This is a genomic window from Duganella fentianensis (genome assembly GCF_964031615.1).
In the GTDB taxonomy this organism is placed as follows: Bacteria; Pseudomonadota; Gammaproteobacteria; order Burkholderiales; family Burkholderiaceae_D; genus Rugamonas; species Rugamonas fentianensis_A.
The window spans coordinates 157798-177329 of sequence record NZ_CAXIQN010000018.1; the positions used below are offsets into that span (position 1 = coordinate 157798).

The 19532-nt window shown below is 58.8% G+C and carries 18 protein-coding genes and 1 tRNA gene; 10 read left to right on the plus strand and 9 right to left on the minus strand.

Annotated elements, in window-relative coordinates; translation table 11 throughout:
* Positions 1 to 42 precede the first annotated feature (42 nt).
* From ABNT42_RS12390 to ABNT42_RS12405, 4 genes are all read left to right on the plus strand, one after another.
* A complete protein-coding gene (locus ABNT42_RS12390; RefSeq protein ID WP_348697363.1) occupies positions 43 to 1536 on the plus strand; it encodes an efflux transporter outer membrane subunit in 1494 nt (497 codons plus the stop codon).
* A gap of 69 nt (positions 1537 to 1605) precedes the next feature.
* A complete protein-coding gene (locus ABNT42_RS12395) occupies positions 1606 to 3303 on the plus strand; it encodes a hypothetical protein (protein ID WP_348697365.1) in 1698 nt (565 codons plus the stop codon).
* Between the two features lie 128 nt (positions 3304 to 3431).
* A complete protein-coding gene (locus ABNT42_RS12400; RefSeq protein WP_348697367.1) occupies positions 3432 to 4118 on the plus strand; it encodes a hypothetical protein in 687 nt (228 codons plus the stop codon).
* Positions 4119 to 4217: 99 nt separating this feature from the next.
* A complete protein-coding gene (locus tag ABNT42_RS12405; protein WP_348697369.1) occupies positions 4218 to 4931 on the plus strand; it encodes a BON domain-containing protein in 714 nt (237 codons plus the stop codon).
* A gap of 78 nt (positions 4932 to 5009) precedes the next feature.
* On the opposite strand, the gene ABNT42_RS12410 is transcribed toward ABNT42_RS12405, so the two are convergent.
* On the minus strand, positions 5010 to 7094 hold the full coding sequence (locus tag ABNT42_RS12410; protein WP_348697371.1) for a S9 family peptidase: 2085 nt from the start codon (positions 7092 to 7094) through the stop codon (positions 5010 to 5012).
* Between the two features lie 133 nt (positions 7095 to 7227).
* Here ABNT42_RS12410 and ABNT42_RS12415 point away from each other — a divergent pair, with 133 nt between their 5' ends.
* Positions 7228 to 8073, plus strand: a complete 846-nt coding sequence (locus ABNT42_RS12415) for a PhzF family phenazine biosynthesis protein (RefSeq protein WP_348697372.1) — start codon at positions 7228 to 7230, stop codon at positions 8071 to 8073.
* A 14-nt stretch (positions 8074 to 8087) separates the two neighbouring features.
* Here the strand turns inward: ABNT42_RS12415 and ABNT42_RS12420 are convergent, their stop codons facing one another.
* The 5 genes from ABNT42_RS12420 to ABNT42_RS12440 form a co-directional block, all read right to left on the minus strand.
* Positions 8088 to 8867: an ABC transporter substrate-binding protein gene (locus ABNT42_RS12420; protein WP_348697374.1), complete on the minus strand. Its 780-nt coding sequence runs from the start codon at positions 8865 to 8867 to the stop codon at positions 8088 to 8090.
* Between the two features lie 183 nt (positions 8868 to 9050).
* A tRNA-Lys gene (locus ABNT42_RS12425) sits at positions 9051 to 9126 on the minus strand.
* A gap of 69 nt (positions 9127 to 9195) precedes the next feature.
* Positions 9196 to 11028, minus strand: a complete 1833-nt coding sequence (locus ABNT42_RS12430; RefSeq protein WP_348697376.1) for a GspE/PulE family protein — start codon at positions 11026 to 11028, stop codon at positions 9196 to 9198.
* A 22-nt stretch (positions 11029 to 11050) separates the two neighbouring features.
* The gene (locus ABNT42_RS12435; RefSeq protein ID WP_348697445.1) at positions 11051 to 11827 is read right to left on the minus strand and encodes a spermidine synthase; all 777 of its coding nucleotides are present in this window, start codon (positions 11825 to 11827) and stop codon (positions 11051 to 11053) included.
* A 116-nt stretch (positions 11828 to 11943) separates the two neighbouring features.
* Positions 11944 to 12462: a glycine zipper 2TM domain-containing protein gene (locus ABNT42_RS12440; RefSeq protein WP_348697378.1), complete on the minus strand. Its 519-nt coding sequence runs from the start codon at positions 12460 to 12462 to the stop codon at positions 11944 to 11946.
* 450 nt (positions 12463 to 12912) lie between these two features.
* Between ABNT42_RS12440 and ABNT42_RS12445 the strand changes: the two genes are divergently transcribed.
* The 5 genes from ABNT42_RS12445 to ABNT42_RS12465 all read left to right on the plus strand — a co-directional run bounded on the left by ABNT42_RS12445 (position 12913) and on the right by ABNT42_RS12465 (position 18162).
* On the plus strand, positions 12913 to 13299 hold the full coding sequence (locus tag ABNT42_RS12445; protein ID WP_348697447.1) for a barstar family protein: 387 nt from the start codon (positions 12913 to 12915) through the stop codon (positions 13297 to 13299).
* A gap of 91 nt (positions 13300 to 13390) precedes the next feature.
* On the plus strand, positions 13391 to 14002 hold the full coding sequence (gene purN, locus ABNT42_RS12450; RefSeq protein WP_155433174.1) for a phosphoribosylglycinamide formyltransferase: 612 nt from the start codon (positions 13391 to 13393) through the stop codon (positions 14000 to 14002).
* Between the two features lie 19 nt (positions 14003 to 14021).
* Positions 14022 to 15323, plus strand: coding sequence for an RsmB/NOP family class I SAM-dependent RNA methyltransferase (locus ABNT42_RS12455; RefSeq protein WP_348697380.1), 1302 nt, complete (start codon positions 14022 to 14024; stop codon positions 15321 to 15323).
* Between the two features lie 145 nt (positions 15324 to 15468).
* Complete coding sequence (locus ABNT42_RS12460) at positions 15469 to 16806, plus strand: mechanosensitive ion channel domain-containing protein (RefSeq protein WP_348697382.1); 1338 nt, start codon at positions 15469 to 15471, stop codon at positions 16804 to 16806.
* A 153-nt stretch (positions 16807 to 16959) separates the two neighbouring features.
* Positions 16960 to 18162: a fatty acid desaturase gene (locus ABNT42_RS12465; RefSeq protein WP_348697383.1), complete on the plus strand. Its 1203-nt coding sequence runs from the start codon at positions 16960 to 16962 to the stop codon at positions 18160 to 18162.
* 63 nt (positions 18163 to 18225) lie between these two features.
* On the opposite strand, the gene ABNT42_RS12470 is transcribed toward ABNT42_RS12465, so the two are convergent.
* The 3 genes from ABNT42_RS12470 to rpmB all read right to left on the minus strand — a co-directional run bounded on the left by ABNT42_RS12470 (position 18226) and on the right by rpmB (position 19394).
* On the minus strand, positions 18226 to 18771 hold the full coding sequence (locus ABNT42_RS12470; RefSeq protein ID WP_348697385.1) for a discoidin domain-containing protein: 546 nt from the start codon (positions 18769 to 18771) through the stop codon (positions 18226 to 18228).
* A gap of 205 nt (positions 18772 to 18976) precedes the next feature.
* The gene (rpmG, locus tag ABNT42_RS12475) at positions 18977 to 19144 is read right to left on the minus strand and encodes a 50S ribosomal protein L33 (RefSeq protein WP_155433177.1); all 168 of its coding nucleotides are present in this window, start codon (positions 19142 to 19144) and stop codon (positions 18977 to 18979) included.
* Between the two features lie 13 nt (positions 19145 to 19157).
* Positions 19158 to 19394 (minus strand): 50S ribosomal protein L28, encoded by a 237-nt coding sequence (rpmB, locus tag ABNT42_RS12480; RefSeq protein ID WP_008451488.1) that lies wholly within the window; start codon positions 19392 to 19394, stop codon positions 19158 to 19160.
* Positions 19395 to 19532: the final 138 nt, after the last annotated feature.

A 19532-nucleotide genomic window follows, 5' to 3' on the forward strand; every position in this document is an offset into this window, starting at 1 on the left:
TAGTGCAGCGCCCGACAAATCAAATACAAGTGAGGTAACACCATGTTCCATTCCGCTTTCCAGCGTCTGACTCTGGCCACTGCCGTTGCGCTGGCTGTCACCGGTTGCGCTACGGTCGGTAGCGATTTCTCCGCACCGCCAGCCGTGGCCGATGCCAGCTTCCGCCATCTGGCGCCAGCCGCCAGCAGCGAAGCTCGCCTGCCGGCACAGTGGTGGACGGTTTTCAACGATGCCACGCTGGACCGGCTGGAACAGACGGCGCTGCGTGATAATCCGGGCGTGAAGGCTGCGGCCCAGCGACTGGTGCAGGCGCTTGAGCAGGCCGGTGTGACGCGCTCCAGCCAGCAGCCGCAGATCAATGCGCGCACTGCTATCGGTAACTCGCGTACTTCGGCTGAAACCTCGCAAGGGCTGGCGCTGGGTGGCCGTTCCATCAAGGGTAATGATTATCAGGTTGGTGTGTCGCTGTCGTACGAAGTCGATCTGCTGGGCCGCGTGCGTCGTCTGGTAGAAGCTTCCGATGCACAGGCGCTGGCAGCCGAAGCCGACCGCGATGGCGTGCTGTTGCTGCTGTCCTCGCAAGTCGCTACCACCTACTGGCAGCTGCGCGGTCTGGATGCCGAAATGGCGATTCTGAATAGCGCGCTCGATACCCGTCGTGAATCGGAAGAGCTGGTGACGGCGCGCTTCAATGCTGGTCTGTCGAATGAACTCGATGTGTCGCGTGCCCGTATCGAGCGCGCCAATGCGCAGGCCGATCTGCATGAAGTGCAGCGTCAGCGTAATCTGCTTGAACATAGTCTGGCGACGCTGGTCGGTGCTACGCCAGCGGCGCTGCAACTGCCAGTCAGCAGCAATGCGGCCAGCCTGCCGCTGCCGCCTGCGATTCCTGTCGGTGTGCCGGCCAGCGTGCTGGCTCAGCGCCCCGATCTGGCTGCGAGTGTCGCCACCCTGCGCGCTACCAATGCACAAGTGGGCGTGGCCGAAGGTGCGTTCTATCCTTCCTTTAGCCTGACGGGTAACTTCGGCTTTGCGTCGGAAAGCCTGCAGAATCTGAGCAAGGGCGGGGCGCGTCAGTTCAGCGCCGGTCCCCTGGCGCTGTCGTTGCCGCTGTTCGACGGTGGTCGCAACAAGTCCAATCTGGCGGTGGCCAAGGCACGCTACGAAGAGGCGGTGGCCAACCATCAGAGCAAGCTGCTGACGGCACTGCGTGAAGTGGAAGATGCGCTGTCTGATGTGCAGCAGCGCCAGTTGCAGGGCGAGGCACAAGCTACCTCGCAGGTGGCAGCAGCACGCGGCTATCTGGTGGCGCGTGCGCGCTACGAGCGGGGCGTGTCGACCTATCTGGATGTGACGGATGCCCAGCGCAGCGCACTGGCGGCTGATCGTGCTGCGGTGCAGATCAACACCCAGCGTCTGCTGGCCGCCGTTTCCGTTGCCCGCGCGCTGGGCGCTGGCTGGAAGCCTTCGGAGCAGCTGGCCAATGTGGCGCAGAACGGTGCGCCGAACGGTACGCTCAAGCCGGCCGCACGCTAAGCGTGTGCGATTACTGAGGAGGTAATCGCAGTAGACTAAAATACTAGCCTCACCATTTCCGAGGCTAGTATGAAGAAAATTCTGCTCCCGCTGGCGCTGGCCAGCGCCTGTTTCGCTGCCTATGCTGCGCCGGCCAACGTGGCTGAACTGCAGCGCATGACCAAGCGCTTTGCCCCGGTCGCGCTGACGGCCGATACCAGTGCCTTGTCGGCCGGCGACCGCAAAGCCATCGCCAAGCTGATCGAAGCTGCCAAAATTCTCGATGTGCTGCAATTGCGCCAGCGCTGGTCCGGTAATGAAGCGCTGTGGGCGGCGCTGCAAAAAGACCAGAGCCCGCTGGGCAAGGCGCGCCAGGAATACTTCTGGCTCAACAAGGGCCCCTGGTCCATCCTCGACGATCATCAGCGCTTCCTGCCGGCTGAACTGGCCGGCATCGCCATCCCCGAAAAGAAGCCGGAAGCGGCCAACTTCTATCCTGAAGGCGCCAGCAAAGCTGCGCTGGAAAGCTGGATCAACGCGCTGCCAGCCGCCGACAAGGAGCAGGCGCAGTGGTTCTTCACCACCATCCGTAAGAATGCAGCCGGCCAGTTCGTCACCGTTAAGTACTCGGACGAATACAAGCCTGAACTGGAACGCGCTGCCGCTCTGCTGAAGCAGGCTGCCGCTGATACGGATAACGCTTCGCTGAAAAAATTCCTCACGCTGCGTGCCGATGCCTTCCTCAGTAACGACTATCTGGCGTCCGACTTTGCATGGATGGATCTGGATGCGCCGGTCGATGTCACCATCGGCCCATACGAGACCTATAACGATGAACTGTTCGGCTACAAGGCTGCGTTCGAAGCCTATGTGAATATCCGCGACGAGAAAGAGACCCGCAAGCTGGACTTCTTCGCCAAGCACATGCAGGAACTGGAAGACAATCTGCCGCTCGATGCGCAATACCGCAATCCGAAAGTCGGTGCGGCCGCGCCTATGGTGGTGGTGAATCAGGTGTATGGCGCTGGCGACGGCAATATGGGCGTGCAGACGGCGGCCTACAATCTGCCTAACGATGAGCGCATCATCAGCCAGCGCGGCTCCAAGCGCGTGATGCTGAAGAACGTACAGGAAGCCAAGTTCAAGGCCACGCTGACGCCGATTTCCAAGCTGGTGCTGAAGAAGGCCGATCAGCGCGATCTGGATTTTGATTCCTTCTTCACTCATATTCTCGCGCATGAAATCATGCATGGCCTAGGCCCGCACAGCACCCGCGTGAACGGTGCCGAATCGACACCGCGGCAGGACCTGAAGGAAGCCTATTCCACCATCGAGGAAGCCAAGGCCGATATCACCGGCCTGTATGCGCTGGCCTACATGATGGACAAGGGCCAGCTAGCCGGTACGCTGGGGCAGGGCGCTGCCGCCGAGCGCAAGCTGTACACCACCTTCCTTGCTTCGGCCTTCCGCACGCTGCACTTCGGTCTGACGGATTCACATGCCCGCGGTATGGCGATACAGGTGAACTACCTGCTCGACAAGGGCGGCTTTGTGGCGCATGGCGACGGTACCTTCTCTGTCAACTTCAAGCAGATCCGACAGGCCGTGACGGACCTCGACCGCGAGTTCCTCACTATCGAAGCGACCGGCGATTATGCGCGTGCACAGGCCATGATCGCCAAGTATGTGGTGATCCGTCCTGAAGTGCAGAAGGCGCTGGACAAGATGAAAGTGGTGCCTAACGATATACGGCCTGCTTTCACGACGGCTGCCAAGCTGGTGAAATAAGTCCGCTAGCCCTTGCCGGAACGGCTATTGCCGTTCCGGCATTCCAAATTTTCTACGTAGAAATAAAGCGTTGTAGAAGCTTCCTTACGGCAATTTTTACCCCATCGCCGTGCTACAGTCTGATCACCATGATCAAGCACTGTCTGTCCCTGTCTGTTCTTCTGCTGTCGGCCGCTAGCGTGCCTGCGGCCGAGCTGACGGCGCAGGAAATCCGCTGGCTCAGTGCCGGCAGTGCCGTACTGGCTTACGCAAAGCAGACTCTGCAGCTTCCACTCGATATCACCGTACAGCCACAGGCGCGTGCCAGCGATGTGCCGCTGGCACTCGGCTATCAGGATGGCCGCTGCAAGCTGGTGCTGTCATTGCGCGGCAATCCCCATAGCGAGGATGTGCTGGCCAGCGTGCCGGCAGAACAGCAGAGCTGGATGATAGAAGCCATGGTGGCACACGAGATCGGCCATTGCTGGCGTTATGTGCAGGGCGCATGGCATAGCGTACCGGCCGGCTTCGAGCAGGCCGCCAGTGCGCCTGAAATGGCGTTGCAGGAAACCCGCCGCGAAGAAGGCTATGCCGATCTGGTAGCGCTGGCATGGACGGCAGAACATCAGCCGCAACGCTATGCGGCTGTGCTGGGCTGGATGCGGCAAGTACGTCAGCCGAAAGGTGCAGGCGCAGCAGCGGGCAGCCATAGCACGGCAGCATGGCTGCAACAGGTACCGACGGCGGCAGTCTTTGCTGCCGGCGCAAGCTGGCAGCAGCGTGTCGAGCAACTCTGGCAGCAAGGCTTGCAGCAGGATTTACTGCTCGGCGAATAAGTCTGCGCTAGCGATTCTGCAACTTCGTACGTTTCCGCACAGATGCACGGCGCTGTGCGGCGTTTAATGTGTCCACCAACTACCATAAAGGGACACATCATGAACAAATTGCTCTTACTTGTGATGGCAACGGCTGCCAGTGCCAGCTTCGCTGCATCGGCGCCCAACAACGATAGCGTGGCCTACAAGAACGCTACTCAGAAAGCTGCAGCGGATTACAAGTCGGCCAAGGATGCTTGCGACGCCCAGTCCGGCACCGCCAAGGATGTCTGCGTCGAGACGGCCAAGGTGGCACGTGCCAACAGCGAAGCGCAAGCGGCCATGCAGTATCGCAACGACAAGAAGTCCATGCAGAAGGCTCAGACCGAAGTGGCCGATGCTAACTACAATCTGGCCAAGGCGCGCTGTGCTTCCATGACGGGCGCTGATAAATCCGGCTGTCTGGATACGGCCAAGTCGGCTCATGTGGCAGCGATCAATGATGCCAAGGAAGGCCGCCAGATGGCTGATACTGCGCAGACCGGCATAGATTGCAGCAACATGACGGGCACCGATAAAGTGGGATGCGAAACCCGCTCGAAAACGGCGCAGGCGCGCGACAGCATGGCCGACACCATGATTACCACCAAGGTGAAAACCGAACTGCTGGCCGAACCTAGTCTGAAGTCGCTCGACGTGCATGTGGAAACCACCAACGGCACGGTGATGCTGAGCGGCTTCGTGCCATCGCAAGCGGAAGTGGACAAGGCGGTGGACGTGGCGCGTAATGTGAAAGGCGTCAACAAAGTGCAGAGCTCGCTGCGCATCAAGTAAGCCGCGCTTGCTGCGATAAAAAAAACGGGAGTGCCAGCCTGCGCGGCTGCACTCCCGTTGCTTTAAATTGCGAGCGGATTACTTGAGATATTTAGCCAGCCAGCCGTGTACTTCCTGATAGAAGTAGCGGCTGTTTTCGCCTTTCAGAATCCAGTGGTTTTCATCAGGGAAGACCAGCAGCTTGGCCGGTACATTCAGGCGGTGCTGTAGCGCATAGTTCATCAGCGCGTTATTCGCTGGTACACGATAGTCGAGTTCGCCGACGGAGATCAGGATAGGCGCCGTGAAGCCCGTGCCTTTGGCGTGATTACCCGCCTGCAGTACGGGACTCTGTTCGCGCCACACGGGCTGATCGCCCCAGACAGGGCCGCCGCTGTTGACTTCGCGGCCGTGAATGCTGTCGCTGGTGCCCCATTGCATGATCAGATCCATTTCGCCTGCGTGCGAAACGATGGCCTTGTAGCGCGTGCTGGTGGCCTGCAGCCAGTTGGCCAGATGGCCACCGTAGCTGGCCCCGCCAGCGGCGAGGCGGCTACCGTCGATATAGTTGTATTTTTTGATGGCTTCGTCGACCGCTTCATTGATTTCTTCGGTCGGACCTTTGAGCGGGTCGCCCTGGATGGCGCGGGCGAACTCTTCACCATAGCCGGTCGAGCCTTTGTAGTCCGTCAGCAGCACCACATAGCCGGGCTGGGCCAGCAGGTGGTAGTTCCAGCGCAGTACAAACTGGTCGCGCCACATATTCGCTGCGCCACCGTGGATGACGGCAAACAGCGGATATTTTTTGGCCGGATCGAAGTTGGCCGGTTTCACCAGCATGTTGTGGATCATGCGGCCATCGCTGGCTTTGAACCAGAAATGCTCGGGCGCCTGCCAGTCGATGCTGGCGGCGCGTTCCGTATTAAAACTGGTCAGGCGTTTCGGGCCGTTCTGGCCGAAGGCATACACTTCCGGCGGATTGATGGCAGATTCCCACACACCGACGATCTGCTTGCCACCAGCGGCCAGCGCGTTGATGCTGCCGGTAGGCAGGGATTTCTCTGCACGCAGATCGCCACCCTGTAGATTCATCGAATGCAGCTGTTCGAGGCCGGCGTGTTCGTAGCTGAACAGCACGCGGTTGCTACCAGCCGGCAGCACGTAGCGCGAGATCGAACGGTCCAGCGTGGCCGTCAGCACTTTCGGGATATTGCTGGTGAAAGGCCATGCGAAGCTGATCAGGCGCGTCACGTCATACACTTTGCCTTCCTGTTCCGCTTCCGTCAGTGCAAACAGGGCTTTACCTTCGTTGCCGAATTTCAGACCATGGTAGCTGTGGCGGTCGCGCGTCAGTTGTTGCGGTTCGCCACCGGTGACCGGCATGCTGTAGATCTGGGTGTAGCCGCTGGCACGCGCCAGTTCGTCGCGGTTGGTGGAGGCTACGAACAGTATGGTCTTGCCATCCGGTGCCCACAGCGCTTCGAGCGACTGGCCTTCGTCACCCTGTGCGCCGCCAAAGCCGGGCAGGGCGGCTAGACGGGTGCTACTCAGCAGATCGCGCGGCTTGGCGCCGGCTTCGGCATCCATCACGAACAGGCGGACTTTCTTCTCATCCAGCCACTTATCGAAAAAGCGGGGCGGGAAGGTTTCATAGGCGCGCGCCGAATACTTGCGGTCCTTGTGCTCCTTGGCCGATTTCTTGATGTCGTCTTCCGAACTATTGCCCGGATATATGTCGCTGACGAACAGCAGTTGTTTGCCGTCGGGGCTGTAGCGTGGCGCGCGGGCGCCCAGCGTCAGGCTGGTCAGGCGCTGGGCTTCGCCGCCCGTCTGCAGGTCGAGGCGGTAGATCTGGGCAGCGTCGTCGCCATCGCGTTTGGCGACGAACACCAGATAGCGGCTGTCCGGCGACCAGTTCATGCTGCCTTCCCCGCCTTTGCTGAAAGTCAGGCGGCGCGCCGGGGTGTCGTCGGTGAGGGATTTGATCCACAGATCGGACCATTGCTCCTTGCTGTCGTAGGCTGGATCGGTAACGGAAAATACGGCCCATTTACCGTCCGGGCTAGGTAGCGGTGCGCCGACGCGCTTCATCAACCACACATCTTCATGGGTGATGGCATGTTTGGCCGTATTGTCTTCGGTGGCGGCGAGCACAGGCTGGCTCAAGCCGACAGAAATTAACATGGCGATAAGGGAAAGTCGCGGTATAGTCATGACGAGTTCGCTGGTAAGTCGGTGAAATGTGATAGTGGCTAACTCTCTCATTGCTGTCAATCAAGAAGCTTTTCCATTCAACCCTTTCTATGGAGAACCAGCTATGCAAACCATCATCAAAGTCCATCAGGTTGCTGCTTTTACTGCTGACGATCAGGGCGGCAATCCGGCCGGCGTGATGATACGTGCGGCCTTGCCGGATGAGCGGGCCATGCAGCACATAGCGACAGAGATGGGCTATTCGGAAACCGTGTTCGCTGCACCAATGGGCGATGGCTGGCGGGTACGCTATTTCTCGCCCGACGGGGAAGTGCCGTTCTGCGGCCACGCCACGATTGCGCTGGGCACCGTGCTGGCGCAGCAGCATGGCGACGGCGTGTTCCCGCTGACGACCAACCATAGTCAGGTAGTGGTGGAGGCGCAGGCGCGCGATGGCCTTGGCCATGCCACGCTGCAGGCGCCCATGACCAGCAGTCTACCGGCGCCACCGGCGCTGGTGCAGGCCGCGCTGGAACTGTTTGGCTACCGGCTGGCCGATCTGGATGACCGGATTCCGCCGGCGATTGCGAATGGTGGTGCCAGCCATCTGGTGCTGGCGCTGACTAGCCGCGACAAGCTGCGCGCGATGCGCTACCAGCTCGCTACAGGGCGCAGCCTGATGCAGCAGCATGGGCTGACGACGATCTCGCTGATCTATGCGGAAACGCCGCAGCGCTTCCATGCGCGTAATGCGTTTGCTTCGGGTGGTGTGTATGAGGATCCGGCCACGGGGGCTGCGGCCGCTGCGCTGGCCGGTTATCTGCGCGATCTGGACTGGCCGCATGGCGGTAGTCTGTCCATCGAGCAGGGCGTGGATATGGGCGCGCCCTGCCACCTGCAGGTCAGCATACCGGCCGAGGCTGGCGCTGCCATCCGCGTGTCGGGGCGGGCGCGCATGATGGGAGAATAAGCCGTTGCGGCCGGCTAGTCCCACTTGCGGATTAGCCGGTCCAGCTCGCCGCTTTTTTCCAGCTGGAACAGCGCCCGTTCGAGCCGGTCGCGCGTTTGAGGTGCCAGCAATTTGCTGGTAGCGAAATAGACGGGCGAGCTAAGCATCACTTGCGGCAAGATACGCACCTTGCCACTATTGCCTGTGCGCTCCAGCAATTTGCGCAGATCGCGCCCCCGATGAAAGAACAGGCGGCCTCGCCCCGCCACCAGCTTCTGCAGATTCAACACCTGATTGGTAGCACTCTCGTCGATGGGTATGCCGCCTTGCGCGCGGATGATGTCGCCGGCCGCGAAGCCGCGGTTGATCAGTACCGTATTGTCCGGCGCTAGCTGGCGCAGATCTTCCCAGCTGGTGATTTTGACGGGGTCGTTGATGCGCGCCAGAAAATGGTACTCATTGTTGTACAGTGGCGGCCCGATGAAATCGAAGCGGCGCTCGCGCTGGCCGATGCGCTGGACGGCACAGCCGATGTCGAGCTGGCCATGCTCGATTTCCGAGTAGGCACGGACCAGCGGCTTCCAGTTCTGATCGCCGACGATCTGCAATTCCGGATCGATCTGCTCGATGGCGCGGTAGATATCGACACACATGCCGACTATCCGTTCTCCGCCAGCGGCAATGAATTTGGGCTCCGTGCCCTCCTGTGCGGCGGTGCGGATGACGATGGCGTGGACTGGCAGACTGAAGGCGCACAGCAAGACCATGCCGAGGCCGCTGAGCCTTAGCCTGAGTCTGTCACGCCATCTCGCCATGCTGTCTCCTTTGCACTAATAATTGTCTAGCTTACACCACTATGGTGCAGACGTCTGTGCAGGATGGGGGAGTGGGTGTTGCAACGGCGCAGCAATAGAAAATAGCGGTGCTGGGCTAGGTATAGGCGTAAAAAAAGGAACTACGATTACTCGTAACTCCTTGATTTATTACTGCAAATTCGGTGGTAGGCCGTGCGGGATTCGAACCTGCGACCAACGGATTAAAAGTCCGCTGCTCTACCAGCTGAGCTAACGACCCCCGAAAGAGGCATTATTATATACAGGCTATTAAAAATAGCAAAGCTATTTTTTAACTAGTGTGTTTTTTTTAGCTGGCGCTGGTAGGACTGCCCAGTGCCGCCGTGACTTTTAGCACTTCCTCGGCGCTGGTCACGCCTTCCAGTATCTTGTGGGCGCCCGCGATACGCAGCGGTAGCATGCCATCGGCCAGACTCTGGGCGCGCAGCGCTTCCAGTTTGCTGTCGGCCTTGACTAGCTGGCTGAAGCCCGGTGTAACGCTGAGCAGTTCATATAGCCCCGTGCGGCCGCGGTAGCCGGTCTGGCGGCATTCGGGGCAGCCGACCGGGCGGTACACAGTGCCAGGCTTGGGAATATTCCAGCCGCCAGCCAGACTATCCCAGATCTCGTCGCTGATGCTACCGTCCGGCTGCTTGCAGTCGCTGCACAGGGTGCGTACCAGCCGCTGCGCCATGATGCCGATCAGGGTCGCTTCCAGCAGATAGTAGGGGACACCCAGTTCCAGCAGGCGCATCACAGCAGATGGCGCATCGTTGGTGTGCAGGGTGGAGAGTACGAGGTGGCCCGTCAGAGCCGCCTGTATGGCCATTTCGGCCGTAGCCAGATCGCGGATCTCGCCCACCATGATGATGTCGGGGTCTTGCCGCATCAGGGCGCGCACGCCGTCGGCAAACGAGAGTTCGATGCCAGGCTGCACTTGCATTTGGTTGAAAGCTGGTTCCACCATTTCGATCGGATCTTCCACCGTGCAGACATTTACTTCCGGTGTGGCCAGTGCCTTGAGCGTGGTGTACAGGGTAGTGGTCTTGCCCGAACCAGTGGGGCCGGTAACGAGAATGATGCCGTGCGGGCGCTGAGTCAGCTGATCCCAGCGCTGCGCTTCGGCCGGTGGGAAGCCCAGTTCCGGCAGCGTCTTGACGACCACTTCGGGATCGAAGATCCGCATCACCAGCTTTTCGCCGAAGGCCGTGGGCAGGGTGGACAGGCGCAGTTCGATTTCCTGCCCGCCCGCCGTGCGGGTTTTGATGCGGCCATCCTGCGGGCGGCGCTTTTCGATCACATCCATGCGGCCCAGTAGCTTGATACGCGCCGTCATGGCGATCATCACTACCGCCGGCACCTGATACACCTGATGCAGCACGCCATCGATACGGAAACGGATGGCCGCCAGTTCGCGTTTGGGCTCCAGATGGATGTCCGAAGCGCGCTGCTCGAACGCATACTGCCACAGCCAGTCGACGATATTGATTACATGCTGGTCGTTGGCATCGACCTGCTTGTTACTCTTGCCCATTTCGACCAGCTGCTCGAAATTGTTGCGCAGAGCGAGGTCATTGCCATTGTGCTTGTTGGCCTTCTTGATCGACTTGGCCAGACTGAAGAACTGGGTGATGTACTGGGCGATATCGAGCGGGTTGGCGATCACGCGGCGGATGGCGCGGCGCGAAATCTTGCTGATTTCGTGCTCCCACTCCGTTACATACGGGTCAGCAGTGGCCACCACCAGCGTATCGGCGCTGATTTCCAGCGGCAGGATGTTGAAGCGCGCCGCGTAACTGGCCGACATCACATCGGCCACACGGGTGAAATCCACCTTGAGCGGATCGATGCGGGTAAAGCCGAGGCCGCAACGGGCGGCCAGCCATTCGCACAGCAGATCGAGGGTGAGCAGTTTGTGCGGCGGGCGCGCCGACAGGATCTTGCTGTGGGCGATGGCGCACAGCGGGTGCATGCTGCCGACGGCGTTTTTCAGGATGCCCTGACTGTGGGCATACATTTCCTTGACGTCCGTCTTGCGTAGCATGCCGTCGGCTAGCAGCCAGCTATACAGTTGCTGCAGATCGAGTGGCGCGGCTGGTGGCAGCGGCGCATTAGCGGATGCAGTAGCAGGGGTGACAGACATCGGGCGCCGCTTTCAAAAGGAGTTAGGTCGCTGCCAGACCTTTTACCCAGCTCTTGGCTGGTAGTTTGGTGGCCGCCACGATCTCGGCAGCCCGCAGTTTCAAGGCTTCCAGATCGATGTTGCGCTGGCGCTTGAAGGCAATCGCAATCACGTTACCATCATGCACCGGTGGCAGGCAAATCACTTGTGCAAAGGCGAACTTGATGGCTTTGGTATTGCGCGCGTAACTGGGGTGGTCGCCAAACAGGTTGACGGTCATGATGCCGTCGTCGTTCAGGCAGTTGGCGCAGGCCTGATAGAACTCGGCCGTATCCAGTACGGGGCCGCGCGCGGTGGCGTCGTACAGATCTACCTGCAGGGCATCGAGCGTGCCGGCATTGGCCGGATCATTGACGTAGTCGAGCGCATCCATTTCTACTACCTGCAGCCGCGCATCATTGGGCGGCAGTTTGAACATCGAGGCGCAAATGCCGATGACGGCCGGATTGAGTTCGACCGCCGTTACCGTCGCATCAGGGAAAGTGGTGTAGCAGAACTTGGTCAGCGTGGCCGTACCCAGACCCAGCTGGGTGATGTGGCGCGGCTGGGGTAGCCACAGCATCCATGCCATCATCTGCTGGGCATATTCGAGCTCCGGCCAGTTGGGCTTGCGGATGCGCATGGCACCCTGCACCCATTCCGTACCGAAGTGCAGATAACGTACGCCCTCCTGTTCCGACAGGGTCACGGGCGCATATTTAGGTTTGCGCGCAGGACGGGAGGATTCTTCTTTTTCGATGGATTTACGTTTGATCAGCATGGGACGGGTGGCGACAGTGTGAATTGGCATTATCCCGCGATGCTTTAGATCAAGGCAAGCCTGAAAACGGCACTGCCGGCTCAGAGGCCGGCAGTGCAGGATATATCGCGCTGAAATTAACGCTGGGCAGGCTCCACCACAACGCGCAGACGCACACGCTCGCCCGGATCGTAGGACATCACGGTGGTGTAGTTACGGCCACGGTAGTCATAAGTGACTTCATAGCCGGCCGTACGCGATTCCCAGTGATCCACGGTACGGCACTGTTTCACCTGCTGTTCCTGTACGCCGCCGCTGTTAGGGGTATTGGCGTTGTCGACACGGTCGCCCACCAGTGCACCGGCGATGGCGCCGGCGGCAGTGGCCACCGAGCGGCCCGTGCCGCCACCGACCTGATTACCGGCCAGACCGCCGATCAGGCCGCCAACAATGGCGCCGCCTACGCCGCGCTGGGGCGCTGGCTGCTGCACCTGCACGTATTCGGTGCGGCATTCCTGACGTGGACGGTTGATCTGTTCCACTTGCGGGGTGACCCGAACCACACGGCCGAAATCTTCGAAATCGGCTGCTTGAGCGGTGAAAGGCAGGGCGCCCACGCACAGGACGGATGCGATCAGTTTGGCTTGCAAGTTCATTTGGTGACCTCGTTTCAATTTGAATGTCTTATCAGGGATTCTGATATTGCATGGAGAGTATGGTAACCCCCGCGCACGACGACAACTAGTGCTGATTAAGTATCTATGGCAACAAATTGTAACATCGGCCCCGTTAGCCCGTCGCCCCGCTGCAAGAGGGAAAATGTGCCGAATTAGCCCACAATCTCTGACAAAATGTTCTGTTTTTAACAAATATTGCGTGGGAAACCACAATCAAGTTGATCTGAAAGGAACAACACGTTACCCTAATACGCGTAGGGAATTCGTGAAACATAGGATACCGCCGCGGTCATACGCCGATCCGTACGCCGCGTAAAGTGCACAGGTGCTCAAATTATCTACTCATTAATTCACAAGCTAGGCACTCCCGACAAAAAAGTGGACACCCCTTACATGCCAGCTCAAGCCGAAGGACCCGAGAGTTTGCTGATGAGCGTGCCAGCCAATCTGGTGCAATCGATACGCGCGTTCCGCGTGGCCGAATTGCAGGAAGAAGCGGCCCGGCTGGAGCAGCATTTCCTCTACGCCCACTGCATTGCCGGCCTGACCAAACAGCAGGTGCTGGGCATTATTTCCGAGTCCTTCCGTTTTCCTAAGGGTGTAGGCAAGAATTTTGATGGTTTGCGGACCACTTTGACGGAAACCATGGCCGCTGCCGGTCAGCAGAACGGCTTCCTCGTGGTGCTGGAGCAATTGCCGAATACCCAGAAATTCGACAAGGAAGCGCGTGAAACCTTGCTCGACGTGTTCCGCGACGCGGCCGACTACTGGGCCGAGAAAAAAGTGCCATTCCGGGTGTTCTACTCGTTCGAATAAGGGCTGATCGCCTTGTAAAACGGCGCGCTGGCCGCGCCGACGCCCGCTTAGTGGTAGTCCCGACAGCCTGAACAAGGTACAATGGCGGGCTATGAAAAATATCGTCATCCTGATTTCCGGTCGCGGCAGCAATATGGAAGCCGTGGTACGCGCCTGCCAGGAGCAGCGCTGGCCCGCCCGTATCGCTGCAGTGATCAGCAACCGCGCCGATGCCTCCGGGCTAGGTTTTGCAGCGGCGCAGGGAATCCCGACGGCTGTGGTCGCCAATAAAGACTATGCCAGTCGCGCCGAGTTCGACGCGGCCCTGCAGACTGTGATCGATGGCTATGCGCCCGATCTGGTGGTGCTGGCCGGCTTCATGCGGATACTCACGCCCCCGTTCGTGGAACATTACGCGGGGCGCATGCTCAATATCCACCCTTCGCTGCTGCCCCTGTTCCCCGGTCTCGATACCCACGGGCAGGCACTGCGGGCCGGGGTGGCCGAGCATGGTGCTACCGTGCACTTTGTCACCGCCGAACTCGATCATGGCCCGATGGTGGCGCAAGCTGCCGTGCCGGTCATGCCCGACGATACCGTAGACACCCTGTCCGCCCGGGTGCTCAAGCAGGAACATGTCATTTATCCGCAGGCAGTACGCTGGTTTGTCGAAGACCGGCTAACGATAGTGCAGGGCGCGGTCCAGGTCGACCACAGTAAGTAAAAACTAAACAAGGAACTCCATGAGATTGCCACCAGCGATACTCGCCAACGCCGAAGAAGTGTTGCGCGAGATTTTGCGCTTTTCCGCGCCTGCCGACACCACCCTGTCGCGCTATTTCAAAGATCACCCCCGCCTGGGCGGCCGCGAGCGCGGCGCTATTGCCGAGTGTATCTACAACGTACTGCGCAACAAGTCCTTCTACACCGATTTTTCCGAAGCCGGTGGCGGTGCCACCATGCGCCGTCTGACCCTGCTGGGCATGAGCGACGCCGTGGGCGTGGAATCGCTGGGCGGCCTGACGGAAGAAGAAGTGGCATGGGTCGAGCGCATCATGCAGATCGACCGCAAGCTGATGCATAAATCGAGCCGTTCGAATATGCCGAAATGGCTGTTCGACAAGCTGGTCGAGCAGATGGGCGAAGAAGAAACCTTGCTGCTGGCCGACGGCATGAACAAGCCGGCGCCGCTGGACCTGCGCGTCAACGCGCTCAAGGATAACCGCGAAGACGTGGCCGCCAAGCTGCTGGAAGCACCGATCCGCAGCACGCCGACGCCGTTCGCGCCGCTGGGTCTGCGCGTGCTGCAAAAGCCGGCGCTGCAGAACCTGCCCCTGTTCAAGCAAGGCCATATCGAAGTGCAGGACGAGGGTAGCCAGATTCTGTCGGCCATCGTCGGCGCCAAGCGCGGCGAAATGGTCGTGGACTTCTGCGCCGGTGCTGGCGGCAAGACGCTGGCGCTGGGCGCCACCATGCGTAACACGGGCCGTCTGTATGCGTTCGACGTGTCGGAAAAGCGCCTGTCCAAGCTGAAACCTCGTCTGGCTCGTAGCGGCCTGTCCAACGTGCATCCGGTGCTGATCGCGCACGAGCGCGACGCCAAGATCAAACGTCTGGCCGGCAAGATCGACCGCGTGCTGGTCGATGCACCATGCTCGGGTCTGGGTACGCTGCGCCGTAATCCGGACGTGAAATGGCGTCAGCAACCGGGCGCTATCGCCGAACTGCAGCAGAAGCAGGCCGCCATTCTGGATGGTGCGGCCCGTCTGCTGAAAGGCGGTGGCCGTCTGGTATATGCCACCTGCAGCTTCCTCGACGACGAGAACGACTTCATCGCCCAGCAGTTCATTGAAACCCATCCGGACTTCGAACTGGTACCGATGAGCAAAGTGCTGGCCGAACAGAAGATCGCGCTGGAAATGGGTGACTACCTGAAACTGCTGCCGCACAAGCATGAAACGGACGGCTTCTTCGCCGCCGTGTTCGAGCGCAAGCCGATGGCGAAAAAAGCCGCCAAGGAAGCAGAGCAGGATAGCGAGGAATAATTCGCCTCCTGTGCGGGTAAGCCGGTTCAGGGCGGCTTAAGCGCAGCCGGTCATACTGAGCTGCCGCACCACTGATCTGAAAAGGCCGGGTAACCGGCCTTTTTTACGTTAATCTAGCAATGTTTTTAACTCGCTCTGCATGAAGATGAACCCACAACAGCCGCTGCTGAACCTGATCGATGACCTGACCGGCGACCTGCAAGACCCTAGCCTGCTATGGCAACTGGGTGCGGTAGTGCTGTCTGTGCTGCTGGGTTTCGGGCTGGCGCGGCTGTTCCGCCGGCGTTTCGGTCACGGTGACGGCCATACTGGCGTCATCGAGTGGGGCGTGGAAAGCTTTGGCCGCGTGCTGGCGCCGCTGGCCGTCGTGGGCTGGCTGTGGCTGGCGCGGGTGCTGTTCGTGAAATATCACCAGCATGTGAATCTGCTCAAGGTGGCGCTGCCCATCTTTGGTTCGCTGGCAGTGATCCGCTTCACTTTTTATCTGCTGCGGCGGGTGTTTGCCCGCGAAGGTCAGATCGGCGCCACCATGCAGGCTTTCGAGAAAGTGTTCCAGTTACTGGTCTGGCTGGCGTTCGTGCTGTACATCACCGGCCTGTGGGTGGATGTGTTCGATTACATGGAGAACACCATCCTGCCGCTAGGTAAATATAAAGTCTCGATTGCTGACGTTCTGCAAGCCACCGTCTCGGTGGTCGTACTGCTGATACTGGCCATGTGGGCGGGTGCTGCGCTGGAAGAACAGCTGATGAAAGTGCAGGGCATGCACACCAATCTGCGTGTGGTGGTAGCGCGCACGGCGCGCGCGCTGCTTATCCTCGTGGCTGTGCTGATGAGCCTGACGCTGGTGGGAATAGACCTGACCGTGCTGTCCGTGTTCGGCGGCGCGCTGGGGGTAGGGCTGGGCTTGGGCTTGCAGAAAATAGCCAGTAACTATGTGTCTGGTTTCGTGATTCTGCTGGACCGCAGCCTGACCATAGGCGACATGATTACAGTCGATAAATATAGCGGCCGCGTGACCCAGATTAATACCCGTTACACCGTGCTGCAGGGACTGGACGGAGTGGAATCTATCGTGCCGAATGAAATGCTGGTGTCGGGCGCGGTGCAGAATTCTTCGCTGTCGAATAGCCAGTTGTGGCTGTCTACCAAAGTGTCGGTGGCCTACGATACCGACGTGGATCAGGTGCTGCGCTTGCTGGAACAGGCGGCGCTGTCGGTCGAACGGGTGCTGAAGGAAGATAAGTTACCGTCGGCCCAGCTGCTCAGTTTTGGCGCCGATGGTCTGGACCTGCAACTGGGCTTCTGGATCAATGATCCGCAGAACGGCCGTGGCGGGGTGATCTCCGATGTGAACCGTGCCGTCTGGCGCGCACTCAAGGAGAACAATATCTCTGTTCCATTCCCGCAACGGGAAATGCGCATACTGGGGCCGGCCGTGCCACCGTTTTCCCCTGTGGAAAGCCCCAAGACGCCCGCTTAGTTTTAATGACGTAGGGAAAACCCTGACTAAGTCAGCGGCAAACCGGCGTACAATATCTGCCTATTAGAAGCGGTTACGGGGTCGATCTGCCTGTAAAAAGCGCAATATTGGCGTAAGTACCCGAACACGAGACGTGCCCACCTTGGAGTAGTAATGAGCTTGAACCTAAACGATGTACTGGATTTCCTGTCGAACGGCGTCACCCGCGCCAGTGCTTGGCAGGTGTTTGCCTACACCATGATCGTGACCCATATCACGATCGCCAGCGTGACCATCTTCCTGCACCGCCATCAGGCTCACCGTGCGCTGGATCTGCATGCGATTCCTAGTCACTTCTTCCGTTTCTGGCTGTGGCTGACGACGGCGCAAGTGACCAAGGAGTGGGCCTCGATCCACCGCAAGCACCACGCCAAATGCGATACGGCAGAAGATCCCCATAGCCCTGTCACCCGCGGCATCAAGACGGTATTCTGGCAGGGGGCTGAACTGTACCGCGCTGAAGCGCTGAATCTGGAAACCATGGAAAAGTATGGCCACGGCACGCCGGATGACTGGCTCGAGCGTCAGATTTACGCGGGGCGTAGCTGGATGGGCATCGTGCTGATGTTCATCATTAACTTCACGCTGTTCGGCGTGATCGGAATTACTGTCTGGGCCGTGCAGATGATGTGGATCCCCGTGATGGCGGCCGGCGTGATCAACGGCATTGGTCACTTCTGGGGTTACCGCAACTACGATTGCGCCGATGCTTCGACCAATATTTTCCCGCTGGGTCTGCTGATCGGCGGCGAGGAACTGCACAACAACCACCACACTTTCGCTACTTCGGCCAAGCTGTCGTCAAAGTGGTATGAGTTCGATATTGGCTGGGGCTATATTCGTGCGATGGAAATGGTGGGGCTGGCCAAAGTGAAGAAACGTGCACCTGCGCCTAAGTTTGCCAAGGGCAAGCTGGAAGCAGATTTCGATACGCTGCAATCGGTGATCACTAATCGCTATGATGTGATGGCCAAGTATGCCAAATCACTCAAGCAGGCCTGGAAAGAAGAGCTGGTACACCTGAAGCACAAGGCCGAACTGGAAGCGCGCTTCCTGAAATCCTCGCGCAAACTGTTGCAGCGCGAACCGGCCAAGCTGGAAGCGCCGCAACAGCAGCAGCTGAGTGAATTGTTCCAGCACAGCAAGGCGCTGGAAACCATGCACCAGATGCGGGTGGAGCTGGGCGTGATCTGGGAGCGCTCGCACTTTACCCGTGACCAGTTGTTGCAGAAACTGCAGGACTGGTGCGACCGCGCCGAAGCGTCCGGTATCAAGTCGCTGGAAGAATTCTCGCTGCGCCTACGTAGCTACGCCTGATACCCGCACGAGCAAAAAAACAACGGCACCCGAGGGTGCCGTTTTTACTTGTGTGCAGATGTATCAGGCCGACTTCTGGCGACGGCGCATGGCGCCTACCATGGCCAGACCTGCCAGCAACATTGCATAGGTTTCCGGCTCTGGCACTGCAGTCACATTAACATTCGACAGGGCCGTCCAGCTCTGGCCGCCATAGGCGAGGATTTCCACATAGCGGCCGCTGGTATTGATGGACTGGGTCAGCACATCACCGTTACGACCAAAGCCGCTGAACGATGCGACCGGAGTCAGGCTGCTCCAGTTATTGCCGATGGCGGAGTCGGAAACAAACACTTTCTGCGCGACGTCGTTATTCGGCAGGAGGTTCAGGGTGTATTGCACGCTGGCGATATTCTTTACTTCACCAAGGTCCACCTGCAACCATTGGTAGCCGTGGCTGCCTGCATTCCAGCTGCCGCCGTTGAAAGCAGTCCGGGCTGTGAAGCCACCCCAGGTGCTGCTTTGAGTATAGCTTTGCGCCGACAGATCGGCAGCGATATTGGTAGCAGCGTAAGTGTTAGCCGTTACAGCGAACAGGGCAACGAGGCTGGCTAGCAGAGTTTTTTTCATGTGTATCCCCAGATGTTTATTTACTTAAAGGTAATAAAAATATTTCTTAAGCAATTTCTAAGGGGAATTATAGCGTACTACTTTAGCAATGCAATTATTTTTTTTATATGCTGCGGCACAATGCGCACGGGCAGTTGTTTCTTGTCTAGGAAATAAAAAAGCCGCTGAGCGTAAGCTGAGCGGCTTTTTCGGAAACGGCGATCGATTACTTGATCTTGGTTTCTTTGAACATTACGTGCTTGCGAGCTTTAGGATCAAACTTGATGATCTCCATTTTAGCTGGCATGGTGCGCTTGTTCTTGGTGGTGGTGTAGAAGAAACCCGTACCTGCGGTCGATTCCAGTTTGATTTTGTCGCGGCCAGTTTTTGCCATGGTAGCTCCCTAATTAGACTTTTTCGCCACGGGCGCGCATGTCGGCCAGTACGGCATCGATGCCGACTTTGTCGATTACGCGCAGACCAGCGTTGGACAGACGCAGGGAGACCCAGCGGTTTTCAGATTCAACAAAAATACGACGGTTCTGCAGGTTAGGCAGGAAACGACGCTTGGTTTTGTTGTTTGCATGGGAAACGTTGTTGCCGACCATCGGCTTCTTCCCAGTAACTTGGCAAACACGTGCCATAACGCACTCCTTAAAAGACATTCCAGAATTGGAAAAACAAGAGTATATCTAAAAAACTGAGCTTTTTCAATGACTTGTGAAAAACAATTGTGTCTCGTTTCGATGATTAAATTTAACAATTGTGTCTTCCCTGAGAAA